Here is a 26,735-nt window from a genome sequence, read left to right on the forward strand (position 1 = left end):
TGCGCCGGTCAGCTGCGCCGGTAGCCGTGCCGGTCAGTAGCGCCGGTCAGTTCCGTCCTCGAAGGATCACACTGAGCACCACGTTAAGGAGCATCAGGAGGAAGCCCAGCGGTAGGAAGAAGTAGGCAGCCGTAACAAATCCAGGCCACGGTTCAGCACCCATCCAAGCGGACACAAGCACCGCCAACAGGGACAGCAGGCCCACCACCGCAAGCACGACGGCGGCAATCAACAGCACTTGTCGGAGCCGTTGGGCCTGCACCTGGCCAGGCGCCGGAGCATGGGTGTTCTCGCCGTCGGGAAGGGGATGGGGAAGCTGCGTCATGATGCTTCTAGCGTACAAGCACGCTGCCGGAGCCATCGGCGCCCGGTTCGCGGGTATCCTATTAGGGCAGACTTTTCCCTGTGCGCAGCATTTCAAGTCAGGTTCATGATTGGCCGTCGGTTCGCTGGCCAATCATGGCCGGTGCGGTATGGCCCGCGCGCGCACTCGCAGTTTCGAGAACGAGGTAATTACGTGCCTATCGGCAAGGTCAAGTGGTTCGACTCTGAGAAGGGCTTCGGCTTTCTGGCGACGGATGACGGCAAGGAAGTATTCCTGCATGCCTCCGCACTGCCGGCCGGAGTAACCGAGGTGAAGGTGGGCACCCGGCTGGAGTTCGGCGTCGCCGACGGCCGCAAGGGCCTGCAGGCGCTCTCGGCCCGTATTCTCGACGCGCAGCCTTCGGTTGTGAAAGCTACGCGGAAGAAGGCCGAAGACATGGCGGTCATTACCGAAGACCTCATCCGTCTCCTGGACGACGTATCGAACGGCCTGCGACGCGGGCGTTACCCCGACAAGGCGCACTCGGCCAAGGTTGCAGCAGTGCTGCGCGCCGTCGCGGACGACCTGGACGTCTAGTCCATGTCGGAATCCCCGGCAACCGAATCCCCGGCACCCGAATCCCCGGTAACCGAATCCCCGGCGACTGAGTCGCCGGCAACGGACGTGCAGGCAGCTGAATCATCCGCCGTGGAGATGATCGCTGCCCAGGTACCGGACGCGTCCGCGGTTGCCCTCGTGCGCCGTCGGGCACCCCGCAAGCCCTCAAAGCCCGACGCGGTCCTTGCGGCGGCTGTCGACGTCGCCCGCAAGGGCGTGCTGGAGATTGCCCGGGAGGCGGAGGTGGGAGACCACCTGGGTGCTGTTCCGGAAGCTGACCGCCTGGTGACCCATCGTTTCGCCGCGAGTGTGCCTGGTTATGCAGGGTGGCAGTGGTTCGCAACTCTCGCGAGGGTTCCTCGCGGGAAGGAAGCCACGGTGTGCGAGGTTGGGCTTCTGCCCTCCGCCGACTCCCTGCTTGCCCCCGACTGGGTTCCGTGGGCGGAGCGCGTGCGCCCTGAAGACACCGTGCAGGAAGACGCAGCTACCGAAGGTCCCACACAGGTGGATGCAGCTCGCGAGGATTCCTCTGAGCAGGACATTGCTCGCGACTACCCGGCTGAGGAGGGGAGTGACGTGGTTGACGCGGCGCCTTCTCCTGGGCTGGAAGAAGGAGGGACCGACGTCGTCAATAGCAGCGGTGACTCGGTCGACGAAGGTTTCACAAGCACTTCCGGAGGCGACTCCCCGGTTGCCTGATGTGTGGCGTAGTGCAGGAAGGATGGCGGCCTGATGGGCATGTTCCGCTCCCTGCACGTCCACAACTATCGGCTCTGGTTCATCGGGGCACTTATCTCCAACATCGGCACCTGGATGCAGCGAACTGCCCAGGACTGGCTGGTCTACGACATCCTCACGGACCAGAACGCCGCGGCCATGGGCGTTGTGATGGCGCTGCAGCTCGGGCCCCAGCTGTTCATTGCTCCGTTGGCGGGGCTGATTGCTGATTCCGTCGATCGCCGGAGGCTGCTGATCGCGACGCAGTCCGTGATGGCTGCCCTCGGCCTTGGGCTGGGGCTCCTGGTGGTGTTCGGGCTGGCCGAACTCTGGCATGTGTACGCCTTTGCGCTGGCGCTGGGGGTGGTGTCAGCGATCGATGCGCCGGCGCGCCAGGCGTTCGCCTCCGAACTGGTCCGGGACGAATTCCTGCCGAACGCGGTGGCGCTCAACAGCGCCTCCTTCAACGGAGCGCGCATGATCGGTCCGGCGGTGGCCGGCCTCCTGACAGCGGCAGTGGGTCCGGGCTGGGTGTTCCTGATCAACGCCGTGACCTTCGGGGCCATGATCTCCGTCCTTGGCGTCCTGAGGCGTAGTGAACTGCGCATTCTTGAGCGCTCCGCTCCCGGGCGTGGACGCATCCGGGCCGGCTTCAGCTACGTGCGCGGCCGACCGGACCTCATGATGGTGATGTTCGCCGTCTTCGTCGTGGGGACATTCGGCCTTAATTTTGCGGTGTATATCGCGGCGATGGCCCGTACCGAATTCAACACCGGGGCCGGCATTTTCGGCACCCTGTCCTCCATCATGGCTGTCGGCTCCGTTACCGGCGCGCTCCTCTCGGCCCGCCGGGAACGGCCCCGCCTGAGATTCGTGTTCGGTGCCGCCGGCGCCTTCGGAGCGGTCTGTATCCTGGCGGCGCTGGCGCCGTCCGTCTGGCTTTTCGGCCTGGCCCTGGTGCCGGTGGGGCTGTTCGCCCTGACCCTCATGACCAGCGCTAATGCTTACGTCCAGACCACGACCGCGCAAGAGATGCGAGGTAGGGTCATGGCCCTCTACTTCGCCATCTTCCTCGGCGGCACTCCGATCGGGGCGCCGATCGTCGGCTGGGTGACCAACGCGTATGGGCCGCGGTGGGGCCTGGCCGTCGCAGCGGCGTCGGGCCTTGTTGCCGCCGTCGCCGGACTGGCCTGGATCTGGCGGTCGCACCACGTGACCTTGAGGCTCGAGCGTTCCGCGCCGCGGCGGCTCAGGCTGACCCTGGCAGCCACGGCGCGGGATGTCTCACAGAGGAACAGCTAGCAGAGGAACGGCTAGGAGCGCTCCACCACGTAGTCGATGCACTGCAGCAGAGCCGAGACATCCTCGGGCTCGATGGCCACGAACGTGGCGATGCGCAGCTGGTTGCGCCCCAGCTTCCGGTAGGGCTCGACGTCGACAATGCCGTTAGCCCGGAGCGTCTTGGCAACTGCTGCGGCGTCGACGCTCTCATCGAAGTCGATCGTGGCGATGACATTGGAGCGGTCGGCGGCGTCCTTGACAAAGGGAGTAGCGACGGCGGATCCCTCGGCCCAGCTGTAGACGCGTCCGGCGGAATCGGCCGTACGCTCTGCTGCGAACTGCAGGCCGCCGTTGCTGTTCAGCCACTCGATCTGGGCGTTCAGGGTGACCAGTGTTGCAAGTGCGGGGGTGTTGTACGTCTGGTTAAGGCGCGAATTGTCGATCGCAGTCTGCAGGTCGAGGAAGTCCGGGATCCAGCGCTTGGAGGCCTTGACCGCGGCAGCGCGCTCGAGCGCTGCCGGAGAGAACAAGCCAAGCCATAGTCCGCCGTCGGAAGCGAAGTTCTTCTGGGGTGCGAAGTAATAGATGTCAGCTTGGGAGACATCGACATGGAGCCCGCCGGCAGCAGAGGTGGCGTCGATGGCTACGAGGGCGCCGTCGTCGGCTCCCGCCACCCGCTCAACGGGGGCGGCGACGCCGGTTGAGGTCTCATTCTGGGGCCAGGCGTAGAAGTCGACGCCCGACTCGGCCGTGGCGACCGGACGGGTGCCGGGCTCCGACTTGATAACCGTTGACTCACCGAGGAATGGAGCCTTCGAGGTCGCCGCCGCAAATTTGGAACCGAATTCCCCGAAAGAAAGGTGCTGCGCGCGCTCCTGGACCAGGCCGAACGAGGCCACATCCCAGAAAGCGGTGGAGCCGCCCACGCCCAGGACAACCTCGTAGCCTTCGGGAGGCTGGAAGAAGTCGAGCAGACCCGACCGTACCGACCCGACGAGGTTCTTGACCGGAGCCTGGCGGTGGGAAGTGCCCAAAAGTGCGCTGCCGGCCTGGGTCAGCGCCTCCAGCTGCTCTGCCCGGACCTTCGACGGGCCGGCGCCGAACCGTCCATCTTTGGGAAGCAGGTCGGTGGGAATGCGAATGTCGGTCGAAGTGCTCATCAATACTCCAGGACGGTGTACGGCGGTGGGTTCGAAAACCATTCTGCCCCAGCGCGCTGGGTAGGCGTCGCATTGTGACCGGTGCACAACCAGCAGGCAATCCCTCTGCCCGGTGCTACTGCCGGGATGGGTTAACCTTGTGGGGCGTAGGGATGACGACGACGGCCCACCCTTATAGCAGGCGGCCGCCGCACCGACGCTCAACCCGCACCAGTGCCAAGGAGCTGAACCCCGCATGACGGACCTCATCGATACAACCGAGATGTATCTGCGGACCATCCTTGAACTGGAAGAGGAGAACATCGTCGCGCTGCGGGCGCGCATCGCGGAGCGGCTTCGGCACTCAGGGCCCACCGTCTCCCAGACCGTTGGGCGGATGGAACGGGACGGTCTCGTTGTGGTCACGGGGGACCGGCACCTGGAGCTTACGGAGCTCGGCCGGCGGCGGGCCGTCGAAGTGATGCGCAAGCATCGCCTGGCCGAGCGGCTCCTGTCTGACGTAATCGGCCTCGATTGGGCCTACGTGCACGACGAAGCATGCCGCTGGGAACACGTGATGAGTGAGCGGGTCGAGAGGCGCCTGTACGAACTGCTGGGGCAGCCCACCCAGTCTCCGTACGGCAATCCAATCCCTGGACTGGAAGCAATCGGCGGTACGCCGCCCGAGGATTCTGCGCCGGGCACCAGCACCCTCACCGAAGCCATGCAGGCCTACTCTCCAGAGTCAACGGTCACGCTGGTGCGGCTGGCTGAACCCATTCAGGTGGATCCCGAGCTGCTGACCCAGCTGGATGAAGGGGGACTGCGTCCCGGTGCCACGCTGGCCCTGCAGGCGGTTGGTGACTACGTCTCGGTGCGCGTTCCGGGCGTGGAAGGTGCGCTTGAGTTGCCGCCCGAGGTGGCATCCCACGTCTTTGTGGCAGTTCAACATTCCGCGTAAATGTCTGCCTGCCCTGCAGATTGGACGCAGGATATCCACAGCAGGGTTACGAAATGATTACTTTTGAGCGGATCCGGTTATAGTTGAACACTGGCGCTGATACTTCAGCGTTACCTGGTTCGCACGCCTAACCCTGTCAGCGAGCCCAGTGTTGAACAGTATGGACAGGGGCGGAGGACCCACAACCGGTCATGGCCAGCCATGACCTTGGGGTGAAGTTCGGGAGCAGCCATCGCGCGGGTTCCGAACCGAGTTTTCTCATACTCGAATCCGACAGCTAACTTCGCAGGCATGAAATGAGAGAGGGTCTCTTTGTCTAGTACTGTTTCGGGGCGCCGCCGTGCCGACACCCCGGTCGCTGAAGTGCGGCCACGCGACGCCCACAGGCGGGAGCGGGCCCAGCGGCTTGCACAGTCTGTTGCGCTTCAAGCGCAGCCTTCGCCTTCCCCGGCTGTCACCATTCCGGCACCGCCGGCAGCAGCGCCCACTGCAGCTTGTGCTGCAGTTGCTCCGCCTGCTGTAGTCGCGCCTCCTGCGGCTGCTGCCGCGCCTGCGCCCGTTGCCGCTGCGATCCCGGTGTCCCGGCGTGCTGCCCGCGACGGCGCTACGACCGTTGCCTCATCGGTCCGCCCTCGGGATGGGCAGCGCAGCGAACGACGCCGTCGGGCCGCCATCGCGCGGAACGACCATTCCTTCACCGGCCTGAGTCAGAAAGTGGCGATTGCCGCCGCCGCATCAGGCATGGTGTTGACGGTGGCATTGCCCACGACGGCCGCTGTGGTCCCGTCGCAGGCTCAGGCGGTAGCTGCGCCCGTCGAAGCCGAGCAGGAAGTCCTTCAGCCGGTTCAGGCTGCTGAGGGCGCCGATATCTCGTTCGATCGCGCTGCCCTGCACGGCCGGTTCGATCCGGACGCCAAGCTTGCCGATATCGTCTCCGCTTCCGGCGGCAAGGTGGTCACGGCAGAGTCAAAGGGCTCGCTTGCCGCGCCGTTGGACAAGGTGGTCATGACTTCACCCTTCGGGAACCGTGTAAGCCCGATTACCGGTGCCGGTGAGATGCACACCGGTCAGGACATGAGCGAGGCCTGCGGAACCGCTGTGAAGGCAGCGGCGGCCGGTACGGTTACCTTCGTCGGCTGGCACCCCTACGGTGGCGGCAACCGGGTAGTTGTGAAGCACGCAAACGGCCTCGAGACCACCTACAACCACCTCGCGTCCATTGACGTGGCTGAAGGCCAGGTTGTGGAGCGCGGAGAGGCTATCGCCAGGGTCGGATCTACCGGTGCATCCACTGGCTGCCACCTACATTTCGAGGTCCTGGTTGACGGCAAGAACGTCGATCCGCTCGCTTGGCTGTGACCGTTCACAGCTTGTTCGTAACCATGAACACACCGTTCCGTGACCGGAATGTGACATTGCAAAAAAACTGATGTACCGTACAACTCGTGCCAAATCGCAGGGGGTTTGGCACTCTCGCGCAGATCGCCTAGCTCTGCCACTGCGTGAGGTCCGTTCGCAACAAATTCGCATGGCAGGGGCGGGGGAACCAATTTTGGGCCTCCTTTACGGAAGTCCTTGGGGTTAAGTCGCTGAATCTCCCACGATTCGCGGCCGGGTGACTCCCATCCGAATCCGACAGCTCACCTCGCAGGCGTAGGGAGAGGCAACTTAACGTGTCAAATAGCTCTGCCCTGGGTCGCCACCGCGCGGTTCCGGCTCATACAAGCTCGCTCGCAGCAATTTCCAAGGCTGTATCTTCGAACGCAGGTTCCGTAGGGCGTCAGGCAGCGGTCATCGTTGCAGCATCCGGCCTGGTGCTCACCGCCGGCCTTCCGGCCCACGGCGCAGCAGACGCACAGCGTTCGGCACAGGCCGTCAAGACCCTCAGCACCGCCGTCCAGCCGGCCACCGTCAGCGCCGCCGCCGACGCGACCGTTTCCTTCGAGCGGACAGCCGTAGCAACGGTGGAGGCACCGGTTGCCGCCGAGCCCGTAGAGGTTGCACCCGAGGTTGCCGTCCAGACCGCCCAGGAAGTGGCAGTTGAGGAACCCGCCGCTGAGCCTGTCGTCGAAGTTGCGGCCGCAGTAGAGGTTGAGGCCGCTCCCGCCGCCGAGGCCGCTCCCGCCGCCGAGGCCCCCGAGCCGGTCAAGGCCCCCACCGCCAGCGGTGTAGGCGCAGCACTCGTCGGCTCTGCCTACTCCCAGATCGGTGTCGCCCAGGACTGCACCGCCATGGTCGAGAAGGCCCTGCGCTCCATCGGCAAGACCGTCGGCGACATCGCTCCCGGCGACTTTTACGCTTTCGGATCGGTTGTATCCACTCCCGCTCCCGGAGACCTCGTCATCACCGCTGGCCACGTTGCCATCTACGTCGGCAACGGCCAGGTCATCAGCGGCGGCTTGAACGGCATGAACACCGGCCTTCACAGCCTGTCCGACCTGCCCGGCGCAAGCTTTGTCCGCGTTAGCTAAGACAGACCTACCTGGAGCGAATCCTCACATGACTTCCCAGACCCGTGCCATCGCGCGCCACCGCGCCGAGGTTCAGCGTTCAGCCCACCTTTCAACCATCGCACGCGCAGTAAGCGACAACGCCGGCGGTGTCGGGCGTCAGGCAGCTGTTATCGCGGCAGCGTCCGGCCTGGTTCTCACCAGCGGTGTTGCAGCAAATGCAGTGGAGTTGCCCGCCGAGCGCAACACCATCACCACCACGCTCGAGGTCCAGCTGCCTGCGGCTCCCGTTCAGGCTCCCGCAGATGCCGAGATTTCCTTCAACAAGACCGCCGTGAAGGCGATTGCGGCCCCGGTTGTAGCAGCCCCCGAGGTTCAGCCGCAGGCAGAGACCGTTGAGGTAGCTCCTGTGGAAGCTGCTCCTGTTGCCGAGCCTGCAGTTGCGCTCGAGGTTGAAGCAGCGCCGGTGGCCGCTACAGCAGCTGTCACCGAGACCAAGGCTCCGGAGGTCCCTGAGGCCTCCTCGGGTGTTGCCGCTACGATCGCCGCAGCAGCCAAGGCCCAGCTCGGTGTAACCCAGGACTGCACCCGACTCGCAAGCAACGCTCTGGCAGCTGCGGGAATCAACTTCCACGGCTGGCCTGCAGGCTACCTCTCCCTTGGCCGGACGGTCAGCGCTGCCGAAGCCATCCCCGGTGACCTCATCTACTACGCCGACGGCGGCATGGGCGCAGCCCACATTGCCGTCTACATCGGCGGTGGACAGGCAGTCCACGGCGGATTCAACGGGAACCAGACGGTCATCGCTCCGGCCGAACTGGGATCCGGCGGCGTGTACATCCGCGTCGGCGGCTAGCTCCGGCGTTCATCAGAATGCGTAAAGCCCCCTGTCATACGGCAGGGGGCTTTTGCGTTTCGATTGACGGATCCTTGCTCCCACGGCTTACTCTTGCAATGTCAATCCGAAGTACCTTCGCTGTAGCTGCAGGGGCGTCAGGGATTCCGCGAATCTCGGCTACGGACGGCAAAGAGGAATGTGCATGCGCACTCTCGTTCTGAATGCTGGATATGAACCACTGGCGGTGGTGACCTTCCGCCGGGCACTTGTGCTGGTATTGACAGGGAAGGCCAGCGTGGTGGCCGAAGGGGATGACCCGGTAGTGGGACCCAACGAAGTGCTCTCGCGCCCGTCCGTGATCCTGCTGAACAGATACGTGAAGATCCCGTACCGCAACAACGTCGTAGCAACCCGGCGGGGTGTCCTTCGCCGGGACAACCACCTCTGTGCCTACTGCGGAAAGACTGCCTCAACCATCGACCACGTAACACCACGCTCCCGTGGAGGAGAGGACAGCTGGGAGAACCTGGTTGCGTGTTGCCTGCGCTGTAACAACGCCAAGGGCGACAAGACCCTCGCTTCCCTCGGCTGGTCCCTGCGGGTCGTGCCGAAACCGCCGCGCGGTACTTCATGGCAGATCCGCGAACTGGAAAAGCCGTCACCGCAGTGGACGGCGTTCCTGCCCGCTGACACGGCGGCGTGAGCAGCGCCGCCCGCGGGCCGGCTGGCGCCGCTGTTGCTTTCGACGCCGTCATCCTCACCGGCGGTAGGTCATCTCGCCTTGGGGGAGTCGCGAAATCGGGCCTCACCTTCGCCGGAAGAACCTTGCTGGCACATACATGTGAGGCCGCACGTGAGGCGCGGCGCCTCGTCGTCGTCGGCGCTAATGAGCCGGAACTGCCCGCCCGGGCTGAACTGGTCCGCGAGGAGCCGGCCTTCGGCGGGCCGGCGGCGGCGGTGGCTGCCGCCGTCGCAAGGTTACGGGACCACCCTGCTTGCTGGACGCTGGTCCTGGCCTGCGACATGCCCTTCGTGGCCGACGCGCTCCCGGTGCTGTTTGCTGAGGCGCTCCGAACTGAAACGTCAGTTCTGGCCAACGACGGCGGCCGCGAGCAACCGCTGGCCGCACTCTACCGCTGGGATGACCTGGCCGCCGCGGTGGGCGGGGAAGAAGTAAGGAATCTGTCTATGCGCGCCCTCCTTGCTAGGGTGCAATGGACTGCAGTCGACGTTCCCGCTGGTTCCACCCACGATGTAGACACGTGGGCAGACGCACAGAAACTTGGTGTCGAAGGGCCGGACGCGGGCATCTAGCGAAAGGTTCACATCATGGAGGATCGGGATCGCCTGCTGAGGCGATGGAGCGAACAGCTCCTGGAGATGTTCGAACTGACGGGCACGGAAGTCGATGTTGACGCTGTTCTTGCCCTGGCCGGAAAGGCTGCCCATTCCATTGTTCGTCCGGCAGCGCCACTGACCACGTTCATAGCCGGTTACGCGGCAGGAATGGCTGTTGGCGCCGGACATGCCGACAGCTCGACGGCGATGCGCTCAGCCCTTTCCGCGGCGGGGGAAGCCTGCCCGGCGGTTAATGGGGATCGGAGCGGCCAGTGAGCGAATCGCAGCGCAACGTCAGTTGGGACGACGCGAGGAAGCTGGCATTCGAAGCCGCCACGCCGAAGCCTCCCCAAACGGTGAACCTTGCGGACGCGCTCGGGCAAACTCTGGCCGAACCGGCCGTGGCGCTGCAGCCCATCCCGCACTATGCCTCATCCGCCATGGACGGGTGGGCTGTGTGCGGGGAGCCGCCGTGGACCCTGGTCACTCCTGTACAGGAGGATGAAAGCCCCTGGCACCGGGCACACGAACACAAGAAGTCCGGTTACGCCGCACTGGAGCCGGGCCAGGCAACGTTCATCCTCACCGGCGGTGTAGTTCCGCCCAACGCGACGGGAATCCTGCGGACGGAGCACGGCGCGGTGCGCGACGGCGTCCTGACCAGGAACGAACGCGCGCGCGACGACGAGCCCCGCCAGGACGAGCACATCCGCCCGGCAGGCGAGGAAGCGGCAGAGGGCACCGAAACCATCCCAGCAGGTGCAGTCCTCAATCCGGCACAGATCGCGCTGGCCGCCGTCTGCGGATACGACACGCTGCCTGTGCTCCGCGCGCCGCGCGTCTCACTGCTGCTGACCGGGGACGAAGTGATCGAAGCCGGCCTGCCCGAGCCGGGCCTGGTCCGGGACACGTTCGGGCCGCAGTTGCCGGGCCTCGTAACCATGCTGGGCGGCCACGTGGACACCGTAGCGCGGGCGCGTGATGACCTTGACGACGTCGTCGCCGCCATCAGCGCGGAGGCCCTCGACGAGATGTCGCTTGCACGGGCGTCCAGCGATGTATTGATCAGCACGGGGGGCACCGGTGCTTCCGACGCCGATCACATCCGCCGCGCGCTGACGGTCCTGGAAGCAGACCTGATCATCGACGGCATCGCGATGCGCCCCGGCCACCCGACCCTGCTCGCGCGGCTGCCCGACGGACGGTTCTTCGTGGGCCTGCCCGGTAATCCCCTGGCCGCAATGATGGCGCTCTTCACTGTGGGGGTGCCGCTGCTTGCCGGATTGCGCGGGGCGACGCTCCCCAAACCCGGTTGTGCGCTCGCCGGCGAGCCGTTTGAACCGTTGCCCGGCCGCACCCGGCTGGTGCCGTATCGCAATGAACAGGATCGCGCGATGCCTACCACCCACTACCGCTCAGGCATGCTTCGCGGCCTGGCGGAAGCGGACGGTGTGCTCATAGTTCCCGAGCAGGGTTGCCAGCCGGATGAGAAAGTGCGTGCCCTCTCCCTGCCCTGGTTCAGCTGACCGGAGTCGGGCTAACCGGAGGGTCAGCTAAATGAAGGGTCGGGTTCTGCCCAGGCAGAACCCGACCCTCCAATTGCTAGACCGTCGCGGGCATGTCCTTCCGCTTGTTCTCCTCGCTGCTGCCTCCGGCCGGGCCCTCAGCAGCGGGTTCCAACCGGATAATTACACCCTTTGAAACGGGGGTGTTGCTTCCCTTGACGGTGTCGTCCAGGGGAACCAGCGCGTTTCCTTCCGGGTAGTAGGCCGCGGCGCACCCCCGCGCGGTCGGGTAGGACACTGCCCGGAACTTGCGCAGGACGCGGTCCTTTCCGTCCGTATATTCGCCGTGGACGTCAACCAGGTCGCCGTCGTTGAAGCCCAGCTCCTTGAGATCCTCCGGGTTGATGAAGATGACGTGGCGCCCCTTTTTGATGCCACGGTAGCGGTCGTTGTACCCGTAGATCGTGGTGTTGAACTGGTCGTGGGAGCGCATGGTCTGCAGGATCAGCCGTCCCGGCGGGCACTCGATCGGATCCAGCTCGTTGACGGTCAGCTGGGCCTTTCCGGTGGGGGTACTGAAGGTGCGCGAGTCCCGGGGCCCGTTGGCCAGCAGGAATCCGTCTTTTTCCCGGATTCGCCGGTTGTAGTCATGGCAGCCGCTCACCACGTGCGAGATGTGGTCACGGATGCGGTCGTAATCGTCCTCGAAGCCTGTCCAGTCGGCAGCGACCTTGGTTCCCAGCGTGGCCTTTGCCAGACGGCTGACAATGGCGATCTCGGAGAGAAGCCCCGGCGCTACAGGCTCAACCCTGCCCTGCGAGGAGTGAACCGCAGACACCGTGTCCTCGACCGAGACGAACTGCGGCCCGGTCGCCTGCATGTCGATTTCGGTGCGGCCAAGCGTGGGAAGGATTAGGGCTTCCCCGCCGACAACTGTGTGGGATCGATTCAGCTTCGTCGAGATTTGGACATTCATCTCAAGGTTCTGCATTGCAGCTTCGGTCGCGGCTGTATCAGACATGGCTGCGACGAAGTTGCCGCCGAGTGCGAGGAAGAACTTGATTTCACCGTCGCGCATCCGGCGAACGGTCTCCACCGCGTCCGCACCATGCTCGATCGGGGGCTCGAACGAGAACTCCTTGCCAAGGGCTTCGAGGAAGGCCGGGGGCATCTGCTCCCAGATTCCCATGGTCCGGTCGCCCTGCACATTGGAGTGCCCGCGGATCGGTGAGGCGCCGGCACCCGGCCTGCCGATGTTCCCGCGGAGCAAGAGGAGGTTGATCATCTCCTTGATGGTGCCCACGCCGTTCCGTTGCTGGGTGACGCCCATGGCCCAGGTGATAATGACGCTCTTTGCCTTGATGTACCGCTCGGCAAGCTCGTCAATCTCCTCGGAGCGAAGACCTGTAAGCCTCAGTACCTCCTGCTCATCCAGCTCCGCCAGATGCTGCCGGAGTTCGTCGAGGCCTTCGCAGTACTGGTCGAGGAACTCGTGGTCCAGCACTGTTCCTGGGTTCCGGTCCTCAGCTTCGAGCACCCGCTTGGAAACGGCCTGCAGGAGGGCCATGTCGCCGCCACTGCGTATCTGCAGGAACTGATCGGCCAGATCGGTGCCCCGCCCGACGATGCCCTTTGGTTTCTGCGGGTTCTTGAACCGGCGCAGACCAGCCTCGGGCAGGGGGTTGACGGCAACGATGGAGCCCCCGTTCTCCTTCTGCTTCTCCAGCGCGCTCAACATGCGCGGATGGTTTGTGCCCGGGTTCTGCCCGATGACGATGAGCAGGTCGGCCTTCAGGTAGTCGTTGTAGGTAACGGTGGCCTTGCCGATCCCGATGGTCTGTCCCATGGCAACGCCCGAGGACTCGTGGCACATATTCGAGCAGTCAGGCAGGTTGTTGGTTCCGAATCCGCGGACAAACAGCTGGTAGATGAAGGCCGCTTCGTTCGAGGCCCGCCCGCTGGTGTAGAAGGCAGCCTCATTGGGCGAGGCAAGGCTCTTGAGCTTCCCGGAAATGATGCTGAACGCCTGGTCCCAGCCGATGGGCCGGTAGTGGTCGTCGCCGGCTGCCTTGTAGACGGGTTCGGTGAGCCGCCCCTGCATTCCGAGCCAGTACTCGGAGCGTTCCCGCAGCTCGCTGACCGGGTGCTCCGCCCAGAAATCGGAGGAGATCGTGACCGGGGTGGCCTCCCAGGTAACGGCCTTCGCACCGTTCTCGCAGTATTCGAAGGTGCTGCGGTGGTCAGAGGGATCGGGCCAGGCGCAGCTCATGCAGTCAAAGCCCTGCTTCTGGTTCATGTGGAGCAGGGTTCGGGCGCTTCGTTCCACGCCCATATGCTTCAGCGCGGGCTGCATTGAGTGGTAGACGCCGGGCACGCCTGCTGCCCAATCTTTTGGCTTGTCGACGTCGAGATCGTTCTCGTCAACTTCCTCGACGTGCGGATTCGAACGAGTCATCGTCCTTGCCTTCCCTTGAGGTTCCCGGCACTGAGCTGCCGCCTGTTCCATTGTCTATCACGCCTCTTCCGGGCGGGAGGGGTGAACTGCTGGCTTCACGCAATCACGGTCCATTAGGCTCGATGTGGATGCGGGAGGCAGTTCAATGACGCGAGTGATGGACCGGCGGAGGATAACGCGGTATCGGTTGGACGGCCCGGTCAGCCGTCGGGAAGACAGGCTGGCCGGTGAGGAACCGCTAGAGATCCGTTTGGGTGGCTCCTCATTCTCGGTAACCATGCGCACCCCGGGCGAGGACTTTGACCTGGTCGCAGGCTTCCTGGTCTCCGAGGGTGTCGTGAGCCAGCCTGGTGAGATCGTGAGCCTCCGCTACTGCGCGGGCGTCGACGAGGAGGGCCGCCAGACCTTCAACGTCGTCGAGGCGCAGCTCCGGCCGGACGTTCCCCTGCCTGATGCCTCCCTTGAGCGGCATGTCTACACCTCCAGTTCCTGCGGAATCTGTGGAACGGCTTCCATCGACGCGGTTCGGAAGTCTGCCCGCTTCAACGTGCACGACGACGGCGGCACGGTGGATCTCTCGATCCTCGCCTCCCTGCCGGAGCGGCTGCGAAGCAGCCAGAAGCTCTTTGACCGCACGGGAGGCGTGCACGCCGCCGGCCTGTTCTCCCGGAACGGTGAACTGCTCTGCCTGCGCGAAGACGTTGGTCGACACAATGCCGTGGACAAGGTGGTCGGCTGGGCGCTGCGCTCCGGCCTGCTTCCGCTGCGCGGAATGATCCTCCAGGTTTCCGGGCGTGCCTCCTTCGAACTGGTGCAGAAGGCACACCTCGCCGGGATTCCGGTACTCGCGGCCGTGAGTGCGCCGTCGTCGTTGGCTGCCGACCTGGCAGAGGAAGCGGGCATCACGCTCGTAGGTTTCAGCCGCGGACAGAGCCTCAACTGCTACACCCATTCCCATCGGATCGACGCGGGAACCGCCCAGACAAAGCCAGGAGTGCCGGGCCGGACGATCCCGGAATAGGGGTACTACGGTGCCGGTTGCACAACAGTATGGAATTGGGCATCTTCAGCTTCGGCGACATCCACCCCAACCCCGTCACCGGCGAGCGGGTGTCACCCGAACAGCGGATGGCGGACCTGCTGGAGCGTGCGCGCCTGGCCGATGAGGTGGGCCTGCACTACTTCGGGGTCGGGGAGCACCATCGGCCGGACTATGCGGTCTCGTCGGTGGTGCCCGTGCTTGCGGCTGCAGCGGCCCAGACGCGGTCGATCCACGTGGGATCGGCGGTAACCGTCCTCAGCACGGAGGACCCGGTGCGCGTGTACCAGCAGTTCGCCACCCTTGACCTTCTCTCCGGCGGACGATCTGAACTTACCGCCGGACGCGGGTCCTTCATCGAGTCCTATCCGCTGTTCGGGGCTGCCCTCGAGGACTACGACGAGCTGTACGAGGAGAAGATCGACCTCCTGCTGCGACTCGACGCCGAAGAACGGATTACTTGGTCCGGACGGTTCCGGCCGCCGCTGGACGACGCGCTCATTCTTCCCAGGCCATCCAAGGGCAATCTGGACATCTGGATCGCGACAGGTGGAACGCCGTCGTCGTCAGTCCGCGCCGCCCGACTGGGCAGGCCGGTGATCTATGCGCTGCTGGGCGGCGCAGTCAACAACTTTGCCCAGCACGCGGCGCTGTACCGCAGCGAGTTCAACGGCGCGTCCGGTCTCTCACCCCGCGTCGGGGTCAGCGGCGTGGGGCTGGTCCTGCGCAATGACGCCAAGGAAACTTTCCGTCCGTACTGGATGGACACCATGAAGCGAATCTCCGCGGAACGTGGCTTCCCCATGCCAAGCGGAGTCAGCTACAACATGCAGGCGGCGCGGTCAGGCGCACTGTATGTGGGTACGCCCGAGGAAGTGGCCGAGAAGATCGTCCTCACGCACGCCGCGATGGGGCACGACCGCCACATCCTGCAGCTTGATTTCTCTTCCGTCCCGCAGGCCCAGGTGCTTGAGTCGATCGAATTGCTCGGCACCGAGGTGCTGCCCCTTGTTACTGAGGCACTCGGCGCTTCCCGCGACGGGGACTCAATCGAGGAGCACCATACCGGCGCGGACGCCCAAAGCGTCCGTGGCGGGTCTTAAGCTTGAATTCCACAAGCGGGAGGCGATCCATGAGCATGGAAGGCGCGGCCTGGAGTTCCCTGTACCGGATCTCTTCGGCCAAAAGCGGAAACAACAAGTTCTCGAGGGAGACGCTGAAGCGCATCCTCTCATTCGCCGTACCGTACCGCTTCAAGCTGGTGCTCTTCATCGCGCTCTCGGTGGGCTCGGCGTTCCTTGCGGTTGCCACCCCTGTGCTGGCTGGTCGGGTTGTAGACGCAATCATCGCCGGTGAGTCTGCACAGACGGTTGTGTGGCTGGCGGTGATCATTGCGCTCGTCGCGGTGGCGGATACCGGCGTCGGTCTGCTGACCCGCTGGTACTCCGCCCGCATCGGCGAGGGCGTGATCCTGGATCTGCGCACCGCGGTCTTTGACCACGTGCAGAAGATGCCGATCGCCTTCTTCACCCGCACTCGCACCGGAGCGTTGGTCAGCCGTCTCAACAACGACGTCATCGGTGCCCAGCAGGCCTTCAGCGGCACGCTGTCCGGTGTGGTGAGCAACCTGGTGGCGCTGATCCTGACGCTGATCGTCATGCTCAGCACGTCTGTGCTCGTTACTGTCCTGGCGATCATCATGCTGCCGATCTTCCTGCTGCCGGCACGGCGCATGGGCAGCCGGCTGGCGGCGCTGCGGCGCGAAGCAGCCGACTACAACTCAACCATGAGCACCCAGATGACCGAGAGGTTCTCGGCTCCCGGTGCCACCCTGGTGAAGCTGTTCGGCCGACCGGACGAGGAGTCCGAAGAGTTCCGGTCCCGTGCAGCACGTGTTCGGAACATCGGTGTACGCACCGCAATGCTGCAGTACGTTTTCTTCTCTGCCCTGATGCTGGTGTCCGCGCTCGCACTGGCGCTGGTGTACGGACTCGGCGGCGCCCTCGCACTTGGGGGAGCGTTGGAGACGGGCGAGGTGGTAACGCTCGCCCTGCTGCTGACCCGGCTCTACGCGCCCCTCACCTCACTGGCCAACGCCAGGGTGGAGATCATGAGCGCACTGGTGAGCTTCGAGCGCGTCTTCGAGGTTCTGGACCTGGATCCGCTGATCAAGCAAAAGCCCGACGCCGTTGCCATCCCTGCGGGCCCCGTCGGGGTGGAGTTCGACGACGTCCGGTTCGGTTACCCGTCCGCGGACCGGGTTTCCCTCGCATCGCTCGAGGAAGTGGCAACGCTGGATACCCGCGGCGGGGAGGAAGTGCTGCACGGCATCAGCTTCCGGATTGAACCCGGTGAAACTGTGGCGCTGGTGGGAACCTCCGGCGCGGGCAAGTCCACCATCGCGCAGTTGCTGGCCCGGCTGTACGACGTCGACTCCGGTGCGGTCCGTATCGGGGGAGTGGACATTCGCGACGTCACCTTCGAGTCGCTGCGCCACACGTTGGGCATGGTCACCCAGGACGGCCATCTCTTCCATGAAACGATCGCCTCCAACCTGCGCCTCGCGCGGCCGGGTGCCTCGGATGACGAGGTGTGGGATGCCCTGCGCCGCGCCAGGTTGGAGCCGCTGGTACGGTCGCTGCCGGACCAGCTGGACACCATGGTGGGTGAGCGTGGGTACCGGCTCTCGGGCGGGGAGCGGCAGCGCATGACCATCGCGCGGCTCCTGCTGGCCCAACCCCGCGTGGTGATCCTCGATGAGGCGACGGCGGCGCTTGACTCGACGTCGGAGGCTGCGGTTCAGGCTGCGCTGACGGAGGCGCTCGAGGGACGAACAGCGCTGGTCATCGCCCACCGTCTCTCCACGATCCGCAGCGCCGACCAGATCCTGGTGATCGAGGAGGGGCGGATCGCAGAACGGGGCACGCACGCGGAACTGCTGGAACGGGGCGGCCGGTACGCCGAGTTGCACCGGACCCAGTTCGCGGTGCAGAAGGCGGTAGCTCCGGACGAGTCGGCCGAGGCGCTGAGTGCGTCCGGATCGGGCGCTGAGTAGGCGCGTGGTTTTGTGCCAGCGGGCGCGTGGGGAGGCGCTGATGTGTTCGGTCAGTTCGCGGTGCCAGCCGGCTCTGCGTCGCCGTCGAGGTGGGGTTCCTTGGGAGCTTCAGGGACGCGCAGCACCGGCAGCGTGTAGTTCACCAGGGGACCGATCAGCAACGCGAACGCCACGGTCCCTACGCCTACGGTGCCGCCGAGGATCCAGCCGATCGCCAGGACCGTCACTTCGATTGAGGTGCGCACCACCCAGATGGGCCAGCCCCGTTGCCGGCTGAGGCCTGTCATCAGCCCGTCGCGGGGGCCCGGACCCATGCGGGCGCCGATATACAGACCAGTGGCGACGGCGAGAAGCAGGAGGCCGCCGGTGAAGAGCAGTATCTGAAGCCACAGCACGTCCTGCTCCGGGATGACCGCCAGCCCCACTTCCGCGCTCGGACCAACGAGCAGTGCGTTGCAGACCGTGCCGACGCCCGGTTTCTGTCGGATGGGGATCCAGAGAAGCAGCACTACCAGACCGATCAGCGCGGTAGTGATACCGAATGGAATGCCGGTTTGCAGCGACACGCCCTGCCCCAGGACATCCCATGGCGATACGCCCAGCCCGGCTCGGACCATCATGGCGATCGAGATGCCGTAGAGGAAGACACCGACGAAGAGTTGTGTGATGCGGCGCGTCAGGAGCAGGGACATCCTCCAAGTGAACTGCCTGATCGGCATCGCGGCAAACTCGTGTTCGGGAGCGCTATTCCAGGCCCTAGTAGCGGCGGATCTCACCCAGTGTTCGCAGCACTACGCCGAGGTCACTCGGCGTAGTGCTGTCGCCCACACCATTCCTGTGCCATTCAACGCTCACGGTCTCGACACCGTCGAATGCCGCGATAGCCTCCCGGTACATTCGCCTCGGGGTTGGACGGGAAGCAGCCGACGAGGAGTAGGCAGACAAGTAGTAGCTGACCGATGCGAAGAATCCTTGTTTGCATCCGCTACTCCAAGCCGTAGTAGCGGCGGATGTCGGTCAGCGTATACAGCACTACGCCGAGGTCTGCCGGGTCGAGAGCGATGGTCTGGTCCTGCGACAGAACGCGGTAGCTGAGGGTGGTCTCCTCTCCTTGCTCTGTGGTCTCGATGAAGGCACGGAGGCTCCGGTCGAGGATATCCCGTAGCTCGGCTTGGTCATTCGTCGATGTCGAGACTGTGATGCGGGTGCTGTCACCCACCCCATTCCTGTTCCATTCGACGCCCACGTCCTCAACGCCGTCGACCGCAGCGATAGCCTCCCAGTATTTCTCTTCCGGATTAGACGGGAAGCAGCCGACGAGCACGACACTGAGCAGTAGGACAGCGCACATACGCCGTAGGATTCTCACGGACGCCTCTCGATCGGGACCACAAAGGACTCTACCTGCCGGGGATCCCCGGAAAGGAAGCGCTGAGTGGAGGCATTCCGCGCATACTGGGCGGCTGCCCCTGCAGGGTCCCCCTCTGCGTCAGCAATCGAGACAGCGTAGGCGTTGTGATCGTGTTTGCCCAGCAAGTCGCGAGCAGCAGGTGGGTCGGGCAGGGTTACCTGCACACCCATAGGCGTGGTGGCCGTGCCGTCGATCCGCTGCCCGCCGAAATCAAGTTGCGGTACGACGTCGTTCTGGTGAGCGAACGAGATGACGTCCACTCCCGGCGGAACCGCTGTGGTGTCAATGGGCGATCCGTAGGCCATGACGTTGGTGACGTTGTATTGAGCCATGAACGCAGGATCGGCAGCGAGGGCGGCAGCGATCATTCCGCCCTGGGAGTGGCCGGACAGCATAACCGGCGCGCCGGGCTCAATTCCAACCTGCGCCATGGCCAAGGCCACGGCTTCCGACGCGGTGGACATCTGGCCGGAAGCGGTAACGAAGTTGCCGGTCAAGTCGGCCGGCATTCCGGAGGTGAACGGGCTCCACTCCTGGGTCCCCGGAATGCTGACGATGTAGGAGGGCCCGGCCGGACTTTCCACACGCGTGACCCTCACGCTCCCGTCCGGCGTAGAGCCGACGTCACCATCGGAGTACGCGACGGACGTGTTCAGGGCGATTGAGCGAAGGTCGACTGGTAGCAAGCTGTCAGAATGTCCGTTTGCGGCAGGATCTGTTCCGACCTGGGACACGCTCACCGGGATCGGCTCACCGGCCCAAGCGGTCCCATCGTCGAGGAACGACGGCGCCCACCGCCCCAACGAGACGGTTGTGAGTCCTGCGTCGATGAGCTCACCGGCAACCAGGATCCTGCTCGCGGCGAGTTCCATAAGCGTAGGCGGAGGACCATCGGCCAGCGTCTCAAGCCGGTCCATCGCGGTGTAGGCCTCCCGATAGGAAGCGAGGATGTTGCCGTAGCCCAGCTCGTACCGGTCCGCGAACCAATCCGCCGCGTCGTCTGTGGCCTCCGTAACCCAGTCGACCCCGCCCGCGGCCCAATCCCAGCCATCTGTCAGCCAGCCGCCGTCGTTCCCTTCGGCGCTCTGATGCGGTACTCCTGTGCTACCGGCTCCGCCCGCCGCGCCGGAGCCCAGCGAGTCGGCGGAACTGGTCAGGTCCTGGGCGTCAGCATTCTCCGCTGCATTGACCGCTGCCTGCCGCAGGCAATCCGCAATAGTGGCCAACGCGGGGCGTTGCCGTGCGGACCAGTCGGAGCGGAACGCGTCAGCGTCCCCGCCGCGCCAGGGGAGAACGGAAATCCGCCCGCTCACCTCCATGGCCAGGAGGTCGAGGCGGTCAGCGGTGGATTGCAGTGATTGGGCCAGTTGCCGGACCTGGCCAGGGTCCATGCCGAGGATCTGGCTCATGCGCTCAGGGATCCGCCGGCCGCGAATTCGTAGGCGCCGGCGAGAGCAAAGGTGATCTCCCGAGCCACGTGTCCCGGGTTCTGCGGGGTCAGGATGGCGGCGCCGTCGGCTGTTCGGACCGAATACAGCGTGCCCCTGCTGACGGACCAACGGCCGGCCCACACCTGGCGGCTCTCTCCGGATCGAGTGGTCATCGACGCGGCGAGGATTGCTTCCTCCGGCACCGCTGCCGCCTCGGCAGGAGTGAGGGGGATCCTCACAATGCCGGCCTCCGCCGTTCCGCTATGGTTCGCCGCGTCCTGCCGCAGTTCGTCCAGCGGCGGCAGGACAGGCGCGATGGCGCCCCAGATGTGCGCCACATCGAAAAGGGCGATTTCCAGCGCAGGCTCATGGGAGATGGTGCGGAAGCCGCCGTCGCCGTCGGGTTCTATGGTGCTTCGGCGCAGTACGGCGATACCCTGCCCGCCGGCGATGCTGAAGTCGCTGTTGCAACCCATTCCGAGATAAGCGGCTGACAGTCGAAGCAAAGTTACGGGCCTGACAGCCGTTTGTAGCGCCTCGCTCCACGCTGGCACGAGGCGGTCACGCTCAGCCACACCGAGATTCTGTAGTTCGGCCCACGCTCCGGCGCGTTCAGCCGAGTCCAGATTCTCCAAAATCCGAGCAGTTGATGACGGTGAATAGTTAGGTGGACTGGCGGTTAGCGGCCCGGATTGGCGGGCGGCGGCATCGAGCGCAAGCGCCCATGCCGTTGGCGAGACCCTGATGGCGCGCGACGGCGCCGGAACTGCAGAAATTTTCCCCATGCTGCAAAGCTAGCTGAGCTTCACCGGGAGCGATATGGGCAGGTGTACCCATGTGGAACGACGACGTGTGAGTTACGTGCCTGTTCCTGAGTGCCCTCGATTGGATTCGAACCAACGACACCGGCTTTAGGAGAGCCGTGCTCTATCCCCTGAGCTACGAGGGCGGGACCGTAGAAGTCTAGCGTTAAGCCCGCGCCCCCGCTTCATCGGACCGCATGCCTGCCCGAATCCTGCCGGGAGAAGGACCGCGAGAAGTCCTGCGACGCAGGACACCGCGAAGAGCACCCAGCGTCCCACGGTCAGGACCGACGCGAGGGCAACCGAACCGGCGTCGGGCGCGGCAAGCATGGCGTCGATGGCCACGTTCTCCCACAGATCGACGACCACGAACAGCAGGACCGGAAGCCAGAGAACCCAGCGCAGCCAGCGGCGGGACACATTCAACTGAACCAGCAGGAGCCACGCCAGCCCGAAGATCAGCGGGAAGAGCATGCCGGCAGTCTTATGCAGGTAGCTCAGCTGGCCGAGGGCATCGGAGTCCATCGCTGCAGCCAGGTTCTTGATGTAAGGGGCGTCGTAGCCTCCGATCAGCGAGTCCGGCATTGGCAGGCCGCCGGACAGCTGGGTCATCTGCGACAACGTCAGCAGATGGAAGTAAGCGAACAGGAACAGCGCCGCCGCCATCGCGGGGATGAGGATGAGATTGCCATTATGCCGTGGTGCGGCTTCCCGGGTGGCGCCCGGGTTGTCGGCGGTCGGTGTGATTCCGGCCGCAGCCGGTCCGTGCTTTCGGGCGATCTGCGCCTTCGTTTTGCCCATGCTTCAATGCTAGACGGCGCTCGCCGTAGGGACCTCAGCGGGCCTCATCACCGGCACGGGCACCCACGGACAGGTTCTGTCCGTGCCAGCGCCTAAACTTAAAGGCACCATGGATTTGCTTTTCGACCCCCACCTCAACACACCTGCGGCAGGCAGGCGCAGCGCGCCGCCGTCGTCCCTGCCGGAAACGGGTGAGCACTCCGGCAACGGTGGCCATGTCGACGAAGCGCGCGCCCAGGAGTTGTTGCGGGGGCTGAACCCGCAGCAGGAGGAGGCCGTAAAGCACAGCGGGTCACCGCTGCTCATCGTCGCCGGTGCCGGCTCCGGCAAGACACGGGTGCTCAGCCACCGCATTGCCTACCTGATGGCAACGGGACGGTCGCACGCCGGCCAGATCCTGGCGATCACCTTCACCAACAAGGCCGCAGCCGAGATGCGTGAGCGCATCGAGGGGCTTGTCGGCGGCGTGGCCAAGCGCATGTGGATTTCCACTTTCCACTCCTCGTGCGTGCGGATCCTGCGCAGGGAAGCTGCGTCCATCGGACTGAATTCCAACTTCTCGATCTACGATGCCGCCGACACGCTGCGCCTCATCACCCTGGTCGCCAAGGGGCTGGACCTGGACCCGAAGCGCTTTGCGCCCAAGGCCATCCAGCACAAGATTTCGGCGCTGAAGAATGAGTTGATCGACGAAGAGACCTACGCGTCAACCGCTAATTACTCGGACCCGTTCGAGCAGGCCGTCGCCGAGGTCTACAAGGGCTACGCGCAGCGCCTGCGCCAGGCCAACGCCATGGACTTCGACGATCTCATTGCGCAGACGGTCTTCATGTTCCGGGCCTTCCCCGGCGTTGCCGACTACTATCGCCGGCGCTTCCGGCACGTGCTCGTGGACGAATACCAGGACACCAACCACGCCCAGTACGCGCTGGTACGGGAGATCGTTGGGGTTCAGGGCGAAACAGTTGAGGAACCGGCAGAGCTGACCGTCGTGGGCGACTCCGACCAGTCCATCTACGCCTTCCGCGGGGCCGATGTCCGCAACATCGTCGAGTTCGAGAAGGACTACCCGAATGCACGGACCATCCTCCTTGAGCAGAACTACCGCTCAACCCAGAACATCCTCAACGCGGCCAACGCCGTCATTTCGCGCAACCCCAACCGCCCTGAGAAGCGGCTGTGGACTGCAGAGGGCGACGGCGAGAAAATCATCGGCTACGTCGGGGAGAACGAGCACGAGGAAGCCCGGTTCATCGCGGACGAGATCGACCGGCTCCAGGACGAGGAGAACCTGCGGCCGGGCGACGTCGCCATCTTCTACCGGACCAACGCCCAGTCCCGCTCGATTGAGGAAATCCTCATGCGCGTCGGACTGCCCTACAAGGTGGTCGGAGGCACCCGCTTCTACGAGCGCAAGGAGATTAAGGACGCCCTCGCCTACCTTCGGGTGCTGGTGAACCAGGACGACGTCGTCAACCTCCGCAGGATCCTCAACGAACCCAAGCGCGGAATTGGGGACCGCGCCGAGTACGCTATCGCAGCGCTCGCCGAGCGGGACCGCGTGAGCTTCATGGAAGCCCTTCGCCGCGCCGATGAGGCGCCGGGCATGGCTACCCGGTCGGTCAACGCGGTCACCTCATTCGTGAAGTTGATCGACGACCTGGCGGAAGTCGCTGCGGGATCCGGAGCCTCGGCAGCCCTTGAGGCGGTGCTTGAGCAGACCGGTTATCTTGCCCAGCTGCGCACCAGCAGCGATCCGCAGGACGAGTCGCGCGTGGAGAACCTCGCCGAACTGGTCGCTGTGGTCCGCGAGTTCGAGATGGAAAACCCGGAGGGAACCCTGAGTGACTTCCTGGAGCAGGTTTCCCTTGTTGCCGATGCCGACCAGATCCCGGACGCGCCGGCGGGCGCGGGCGAGGACGTCGAGAAGGCCGTTGCGGAGGCCCGCAGGCAGGGAGTCGTCACCCTGATGACACTGCACACCGCCAAGGGGCTCGAGTTTCCGGTGGTCTTCCTGACCGGTATGGAGCAGGGCATTTTCCCGCATCAGCGGTCGGCAACGGACCCCGCGGAGTTGGCTGAGGAGCGGCGGTTGGCCTACGTGGGACTGACTCGTGCGAGGAAACGCCTGTACATCACGCGGTCCGAGGTTCGAAGTCTTTGGGGCCAGAGCCAGTACAATCCGGCCAGCCAGTTTGTGGCCGAAGTGCCGGAGGAGCTGATCTCCTGGAAGCGGGAAGGCACCGCGCGCCCCGCGTGGGGCGGCGGGCAGAGTATCAGCGGCCCACGGTTCAGCGGCTCATACTGGGGCGCTGGCGCAGCCGAGGGCAATGAGTCCGGACGTGGCCTGCCCGGGAAGGCTGCTGCAGGCAGAGTGCAGCCCCAGAAGGAAGTCATCGCGGTCTCTGCAGGAGACAAGGTGAACCACACCACCTTCGGCAACGGCACCGTGCTCGCGGTGGAGGGCGGCGGAGACAAAACCGTCGCCAAGGTGCGCTTCGACATCGGTGAGAAACGGCTGCTCCTGCGCTATGCGCCGTTGACCAAGGTGAGCTAGCGGTCGCATGCACAGAACCATGGGGGAGGGGGCAGGAACGTGGCCGCGCGCCGTCGTCGCCGGCCTGGCTGTCCTGGCAACAGGAGTCCTGAGTGGGTGTGTCCAGGTTCCTGTGACCAATCCGGTTCCTCCTCCCCAGCCGGAGCTGTCTCCGCAGGAGGAACTGGCGGCCATGGCGGCCGCGCCAGAAAACACAATGCAGAGCTTCGGCGAGGACGTGCTCGCGTTCCTAACTGAAGACCGGAACACCTATTGCGTTCTCACCACCGAGCAGGGAGGCATTATTTCCTCTCCGGTGGACCAGTTGCTTTCGGGTGGCACCCGTGATGACACGCTGCTGGAGGTTCCCGCCGTCTACTGCGAGCTTGTGAGGTACCCGGAGCCGGTCGAAGTCACCGACGATTGCCATGGCACCGGGCTCGGTTTCAGGGGTGGGACAGTGCTGCTCACCGCCGGAGGTGCCTCATACGGCAGCTGCAGGATCGGCATGACACTGATGGAGGCCCAACTGGCGCCGGGCTCAGGCAGTGACGGGAGCCCGCTCAGCCGCCTGCCGGTGTTGGAGGAGGGGACAGCGGTAGAGCTGAACGGCTTCCGGTGCGGCCGCGGAAACGAGGGCGTCATCTGCTTGGAGGAGCAGTCCGGAGCCGGGTTTCTTGTCTCCGCCGATGCGTTCGAAAACCTGACTCCCGAGGGCGCGCAGGAACGCTAGCGGAAACGGTTACTTTTCTACAACTCATAGAACTGTGTGCTTACTCACGAAACCGCTAATCTGGAAAAGGCGTTCCGAGCCAAGGGGCTAGAGTTCCCTGTGTAAACCTACTTCGACGTAGAAGGACACTAGATAAGTGGACCTGTTTGAATATCAGGCGCGCGATCTGTTCGAGGCTCACGGCGTTCCCGTGCTGGCCGGTATCGTGGCGCAGACCCCGGAAGAAGCAAAAGCAGCAGCCGAGAAAATCGGCGGTGTCGTCGTCGTAAAGGCGCAGGTCAAGGTTGGCGGCCGCGGCAAGGCCGGCGGCGTGAAGGTAGCCAAGACTCCGGATGAGGCTTACGAGCACGCGTCCGCGATTCTCGGCATGGATATCAAGGGCCACACAGTCCACAAGGTGATGATTGCCCAGGGCGCGGATATCGCTGAGGAGTACTACTTCTCGGTGCTGCTCGACCGGGCGAACCGCAATTACCTGGCCATGTGCTCCGTCGAGGGCGGCATGGAAATCGAGCAGCTCGCTGTTGAGCGGCCCGAAGCACTCGCCCGGATCGCAGTGGATCCCGCCGTCGGAATCGACCGCGCCAAGGCTGACGAGATCATCGAAGCCGCAGGCTTTGCCCCTGAGCTGCGCGAAGGTGTGGCAAACACCATCCTGAAGCTCTGGGACGTATTCAAGAAGGAAGACGCCACCCTCGTTGAGGTCAACCCGCTGGTCAAGACCGGTGCCGGCGACATCCTCGCGCTGGACGGCAAGGTCACCCTCGACGAGAACGCTGAGTTCCGCCAGAAGGGCCACGCCGAGCTTGAGGACAAGGATGAAACCGATCCCCTCGAGGCCAAGGCCAAGGAAAACGACCTCAACTACGTCAAGCTGGACGGCGAAGTAGGCATCATCGGAAACGGTGCGGGCCTCGTCATGTCCACGCTCGACGTCGTTGCCTACGCCGGCGAGAAGCACGGCGACGTGAAGCCCGCCAACTTCCTCGACATCGGTGGCGGAGCATCCGCCGAGGTGATGGCGGCCGGCCTGGACGTCATCCTCAACGACGCTCAGGTCAAGAGCGTCTTCGTTAACGTCTTCGGTGGCATCACCGCCTGTGACGCAGTGGCCAACGGCATCGTCAAGGCCCTCGAAATCCTTGGCGACAAGGAGAACAAGCCCCTCGTTGTGCGCCTTGACGGCAACAACGTCGAAGAGGGCCGCCGCATCCTCGCCGAGGCAAACCACCCGATGGTCACCCTCGCCGACACCATGGACGAAGGCGCTGACAAGGCCGCCGAGCTGGCTAACGCCGCTCGCTGACCTCCGTCGCGACCA

General features: G+C 64.7%; 25 protein-coding genes, 1 tRNA gene and 2 riboswitches. Of the genes, 17 read left to right on the top strand and 9 right to left on the bottom strand.

Translation table 11 applies throughout. The features are described 5' to 3' along the window. Positions 1 to 46 precede the first annotated feature (46 nt). Positions 47 to 325, bottom strand: a complete 279-nt coding sequence (locus tag GC088_RS02355; RefSeq protein WP_323960303.1) for a hypothetical protein — start codon at positions 323 to 325, stop codon at positions 47 to 49. A gap of 192 nt (positions 326 to 517) precedes the next feature. Between GC088_RS02355 and GC088_RS02360 the strand changes: the two genes are divergently transcribed. The 3 genes from GC088_RS02360 to GC088_RS02370 are packed head-to-tail and all read left to right on the top strand — an operon-like array spanning position 518 to position 2,941. Next, on the top strand, positions 518 to 901 hold the full coding sequence (locus GC088_RS02360; RefSeq protein ID WP_323960304.1) for a cold-shock protein: 384 nt from the start codon (positions 518 to 520) through the stop codon (positions 899 to 901). A gap of 3 nt (positions 902 to 904) precedes the next feature. Next, a complete protein-coding gene (locus GC088_RS02365; RefSeq protein WP_323960305.1) occupies positions 905 to 1,621 on the top strand; it encodes a DUF3027 domain-containing protein in 717 nt (238 codons plus the stop codon). Between the two features lie 33 nt (positions 1,622 to 1,654). Then, complete coding sequence (locus GC088_RS02370; protein ID WP_323960306.1) at positions 1,655 to 2,941, top strand: MFS transporter; 1,287 nt, start codon at positions 1,655 to 1,657, stop codon at positions 2,939 to 2,941. An 11-nt stretch (positions 2,942 to 2,952) separates the two neighbouring features. Here GC088_RS02370 and serC read toward each other — a convergent pair whose 3' ends face one another. Then, positions 2,953 to 4,080 (bottom strand): phosphoserine transaminase, encoded by a 1,128-nt coding sequence (serC, locus tag GC088_RS02375; RefSeq protein ID WP_323960307.1) that lies wholly within the window; start codon positions 4,078 to 4,080, stop codon positions 2,953 to 2,955. A gap of 235 nt (positions 4,081 to 4,315) precedes the next feature. Between serC and GC088_RS02380 the strand changes: the two genes are divergently transcribed. From GC088_RS02380 to GC088_RS02415, 8 genes are all read left to right on the top strand, one after another. Then, the gene (locus GC088_RS02380) at positions 4,316 to 5,020 is read left to right on the top strand and encodes an iron-dependent transcriptional repressor DtxR (RefSeq protein WP_323960308.1); all 705 of its coding nucleotides are present in this window, start codon (positions 4,316 to 4,318) and stop codon (positions 5,018 to 5,020) included. Positions 5,021 to 5,134: 114 nt separating this feature from the next. Then, positions 5,135 to 5,328, top strand: a riboswitch (cyclic di-AMP (ydaO/yuaA leader). 4 nt (positions 5,329 to 5,332) lie between these two features. Then, the gene (locus tag GC088_RS02385; RefSeq protein ID WP_323960309.1) at positions 5,333 to 6,379 is read left to right on the top strand and encodes a M23 family metallopeptidase; all 1,047 of its coding nucleotides are present in this window, start codon (positions 5,333 to 5,335) and stop codon (positions 6,377 to 6,379) included. Between the two features lie 147 nt (positions 6,380 to 6,526). Beyond that, positions 6,527 to 6,688: riboswitch (cyclic di-AMP (ydaO/yuaA leader) on the top strand. Between the two features lie 5 nt (positions 6,689 to 6,693). After that, complete coding sequence (locus GC088_RS02390) at positions 6,694 to 7,491, top strand: NlpC/P60 family protein (RefSeq protein ID WP_323960310.1); 798 nt, start codon at positions 6,694 to 6,696, stop codon at positions 7,489 to 7,491. Between the two features lie 28 nt (positions 7,492 to 7,519). Continuing rightward, positions 7,520 to 8,326, top strand: coding sequence for an NlpC/P60 family protein (locus GC088_RS02395; protein WP_323960311.1), 807 nt, complete (start codon positions 7,520 to 7,522; stop codon positions 8,324 to 8,326). A gap of 184 nt (positions 8,327 to 8,510) precedes the next feature. Beyond that, complete coding sequence (locus GC088_RS02400; protein WP_323960312.1) at positions 8,511 to 9,011, top strand: HNH endonuclease; 501 nt, start codon at positions 8,511 to 8,513, stop codon at positions 9,009 to 9,011. Then, on the top strand, positions 9,008 to 9,622 hold the full coding sequence (gene mobA / locus GC088_RS02405) for a molybdenum cofactor guanylyltransferase (RefSeq protein ID WP_323960313.1): 615 nt from the start codon (positions 9,008 to 9,010) through the stop codon (positions 9,620 to 9,622). Before GC088_RS02400 ends, mobA begins: the two co-directional genes overlap by 4 nt. A 15-nt stretch (positions 9,623 to 9,637) precedes the next feature. Continuing rightward, complete coding sequence (locus GC088_RS02410) at positions 9,638 to 9,922, top strand: DUF6457 domain-containing protein (RefSeq protein WP_323960314.1); 285 nt, start codon at positions 9,638 to 9,640, stop codon at positions 9,920 to 9,922. Then, positions 9,919 to 11,172, top strand: a complete 1,254-nt coding sequence (locus tag GC088_RS02415) for a molybdopterin molybdotransferase MoeA (protein WP_323960315.1) — start codon at positions 9,919 to 9,921, stop codon at positions 11,170 to 11,172. The genes GC088_RS02410 and GC088_RS02415 overlap by 4 nt, the downstream gene beginning before the upstream one ends. Before the next feature lie 76 nt (positions 11,173 to 11,248). Here GC088_RS02415 and GC088_RS02420 read toward each other — a convergent pair whose 3' ends face one another. Beyond that, on the bottom strand, positions 11,249 to 13,606 hold the full coding sequence (locus tag GC088_RS02420) for an FdhF/YdeP family oxidoreductase (RefSeq protein ID WP_323960316.1): 2,358 nt from the start codon (positions 13,604 to 13,606) through the stop codon (positions 11,249 to 11,251). A 145-nt stretch (positions 13,607 to 13,751) separates the two neighbouring features. Between GC088_RS02420 and fdhD the strand changes: the two genes are divergently transcribed. The 3 genes from fdhD to GC088_RS02435 are packed head-to-tail and all read left to right on the top strand — an operon-like array spanning position 13,752 to position 17,700. Next, the gene (gene fdhD, locus GC088_RS02425) at positions 13,752 to 14,627 is read left to right on the top strand and encodes a formate dehydrogenase accessory sulfurtransferase FdhD (RefSeq protein WP_323960317.1); all 876 of its coding nucleotides are present in this window, start codon (positions 13,752 to 13,754) and stop codon (positions 14,625 to 14,627) included. 29 nt (positions 14,628 to 14,656) lie between these two features. Then, positions 14,657 to 15,748, top strand: coding sequence for an LLM class flavin-dependent oxidoreductase (locus tag GC088_RS02430; protein ID WP_323960318.1), 1,092 nt, complete (start codon positions 14,657 to 14,659; stop codon positions 15,746 to 15,748). Between the two features lie 29 nt (positions 15,749 to 15,777). Then, positions 15,778 to 17,700: an ABC transporter ATP-binding protein gene (locus tag GC088_RS02435; RefSeq protein WP_323960319.1), complete on the top strand. Its 1,923-nt coding sequence runs from the start codon at positions 15,778 to 15,780 to the stop codon at positions 17,698 to 17,700. A 50-nt stretch (positions 17,701 to 17,750) separates the two neighbouring features. Here the strand turns inward: GC088_RS02435 and GC088_RS02440 are convergent, their stop codons facing one another. From GC088_RS02440 to GC088_RS02465, 6 genes are all read right to left on the bottom strand, one after another. Next, positions 17,751 to 18,392: a membrane protein YczE gene (locus GC088_RS02440; RefSeq protein WP_323960320.1), complete on the bottom strand. Its 642-nt coding sequence runs from the start codon at positions 18,390 to 18,392 to the stop codon at positions 17,751 to 17,753. 64 nt (positions 18,393 to 18,456) lie between these two features. Next, positions 18,457 to 18,597, bottom strand: coding sequence for a hypothetical protein (locus GC088_RS02445; protein ID WP_323960321.1), 141 nt, complete (start codon positions 18,595 to 18,597; stop codon positions 18,457 to 18,459). Positions 18,598 to 18,685: 88 nt separating this feature from the next. Next, on the bottom strand, positions 18,686 to 19,051 hold the full coding sequence (locus GC088_RS02450; RefSeq protein ID WP_323960322.1) for a hypothetical protein: 366 nt from the start codon (positions 19,049 to 19,051) through the stop codon (positions 18,686 to 18,688). A gap of 14 nt (positions 19,052 to 19,065) precedes the next feature. Continuing rightward, positions 19,066 to 20,520, bottom strand: a complete 1,455-nt coding sequence (locus tag GC088_RS02455; RefSeq protein ID WP_323960323.1) for a WXG100 family type VII secretion target — start codon at positions 20,518 to 20,520, stop codon at positions 19,066 to 19,068. Further along, positions 20,517 to 21,017 (bottom strand): hypothetical protein, encoded by a 501-nt coding sequence (locus GC088_RS02460; protein ID WP_323960324.1) that lies wholly within the window; start codon positions 21,015 to 21,017, stop codon positions 20,517 to 20,519. Before GC088_RS02460 ends, GC088_RS02455 begins: the two co-directional genes overlap by 4 nt. A gap of 400 nt (positions 21,018 to 21,417) precedes the next feature. Next, positions 21,418 to 21,490 (bottom strand) — tRNA-Arg (locus tag GC088_RS02465). A gap of 764 nt (positions 21,491 to 22,254) precedes the next feature. Here GC088_RS02465 and pcrA point away from each other — a divergent pair. From pcrA to sucC, 3 genes are all read left to right on the top strand, one after another. Continuing rightward, complete coding sequence (pcrA, locus tag GC088_RS02470) at positions 22,255 to 24,702, top strand: DNA helicase PcrA (protein WP_323960325.1); 2,448 nt, start codon at positions 22,255 to 22,257, stop codon at positions 24,700 to 24,702. 7 nt (positions 24,703 to 24,709) lie between these two features. Then, positions 24,710 to 25,414, top strand: a complete 705-nt coding sequence (locus tag GC088_RS02475; RefSeq protein WP_323960326.1) for a hypothetical protein — start codon at positions 24,710 to 24,712, stop codon at positions 25,412 to 25,414. A 136-nt stretch (positions 25,415 to 25,550) separates the two neighbouring features. Then, complete coding sequence (gene sucC / locus GC088_RS02480) at positions 25,551 to 26,720, top strand: ADP-forming succinate--CoA ligase subunit beta (RefSeq protein ID WP_323960327.1); 1,170 nt, start codon at positions 25,551 to 25,553, stop codon at positions 26,718 to 26,720. The last annotated feature ends 15 nt before the right edge of the window (positions 26,721 to 26,735 follow it).

This window comes from Arthrobacter sp. JZ12, assembly GCF_035189165.1.
Classification (GTDB): domain Bacteria; phylum Actinomycetota; class Actinomycetes; order Actinomycetales; family Micrococcaceae; genus Arthrobacter_D.

What these genes read in the sequence shown, in the direction of transcription:
- GC088_RS02355 (WP_323960303.1), bottom strand. Translation starts at nt 325, where the DNA reads ATGACGCAGCTTCCCCATCCCCTTCCCGACGGCGAGAACACCCATGCT.
- GC088_RS02365 (WP_323960305.1), top strand. Translation starts at nt 905, where the DNA reads ATGTCGGAATCCCCGGCAACCGAATCCCCGGCACCCGAATCCCCGGTA.
- GC088_RS02370 (WP_323960306.1), top strand. Translation starts at nt 1,655, where the DNA reads ATGGGCATGTTCCGCTCCCTGCACGTCCACAACTATCGGCTCTGGTTC.
- serC (WP_323960307.1), bottom strand. Translation starts at nt 4,080, where the DNA reads ATGAGCACTTCGACCGACATTCGCATTCCCACCGACCTGCTTCCCAAA.
- GC088_RS02380 (WP_323960308.1), top strand. Translation starts at nt 4,316, where the DNA reads ATGACGGACCTCATCGATACAACCGAGATGTATCTGCGGACCATCCTT.
- GC088_RS02395 (WP_323960311.1), top strand. Translation starts at nt 7,520, where the DNA reads ATGACTTCCCAGACCCGTGCCATCGCGCGCCACCGCGCCGAGGTTCAG.
- GC088_RS02400 (WP_323960312.1), top strand. Translation starts at nt 8,511, where the DNA reads ATGCGCACTCTCGTTCTGAATGCTGGATATGAACCACTGGCGGTGGTG.
- GC088_RS02410 (WP_323960314.1), top strand. Translation starts at nt 9,638, where the DNA reads ATGGAGGATCGGGATCGCCTGCTGAGGCGATGGAGCGAACAGCTCCTG.
- GC088_RS02420 (WP_323960316.1), bottom strand. Translation starts at nt 13,606, where the DNA reads ATGACTCGTTCGAATCCGCACGTCGAGGAAGTTGACGAGAACGATCTC.
- fdhD (WP_323960317.1), top strand. Translation starts at nt 13,752, where the DNA reads ATGACGCGAGTGATGGACCGGCGGAGGATAACGCGGTATCGGTTGGAC.
- GC088_RS02430 (WP_323960318.1), top strand. Translation starts at nt 14,657, where the DNA reads ATGGAATTGGGCATCTTCAGCTTCGGCGACATCCACCCCAACCCCGTC.
- GC088_RS02435 (WP_323960319.1), top strand. Translation starts at nt 15,778, where the DNA reads ATGAGCATGGAAGGCGCGGCCTGGAGTTCCCTGTACCGGATCTCTTCG.
- GC088_RS02440 (WP_323960320.1), bottom strand. Translation starts at nt 18,392, where the DNA reads ATGTCCCTGCTCCTGACGCGCCGCATCACACAACTCTTCGTCGGTGTC.
- GC088_RS02445 (WP_323960321.1), bottom strand. Translation starts at nt 18,597, where the DNA reads ATGTACCGGGAGGCTATCGCGGCATTCGACGGTGTCGAGACCGTGAGC.
- GC088_RS02450 (WP_323960322.1), bottom strand. Translation starts at nt 19,051, where the DNA reads ATGTGCGCTGTCCTACTGCTCAGTGTCGTGCTCGTCGGCTGCTTCCCG.
- GC088_RS02455 (WP_323960323.1), bottom strand. Translation starts at nt 20,520, where the DNA reads ATGAGCCAGATCCTCGGCATGGACCCTGGCCAGGTCCGGCAACTGGCC.
- GC088_RS02460 (WP_323960324.1), bottom strand. Translation starts at nt 21,017, where the DNA reads ATGGGTTGCAACAGCGACTTCAGCATCGCCGGCGGGCAGGGTATCGCC.
- pcrA (WP_323960325.1), top strand. Translation starts at nt 22,255, where the DNA reads ATGGATTTGCTTTTCGACCCCCACCTCAACACACCTGCGGCAGGCAGG.
- GC088_RS02475 (WP_323960326.1), top strand. Translation starts at nt 24,710, where the DNA reads ATGCACAGAACCATGGGGGAGGGGGCAGGAACGTGGCCGCGCGCCGTC.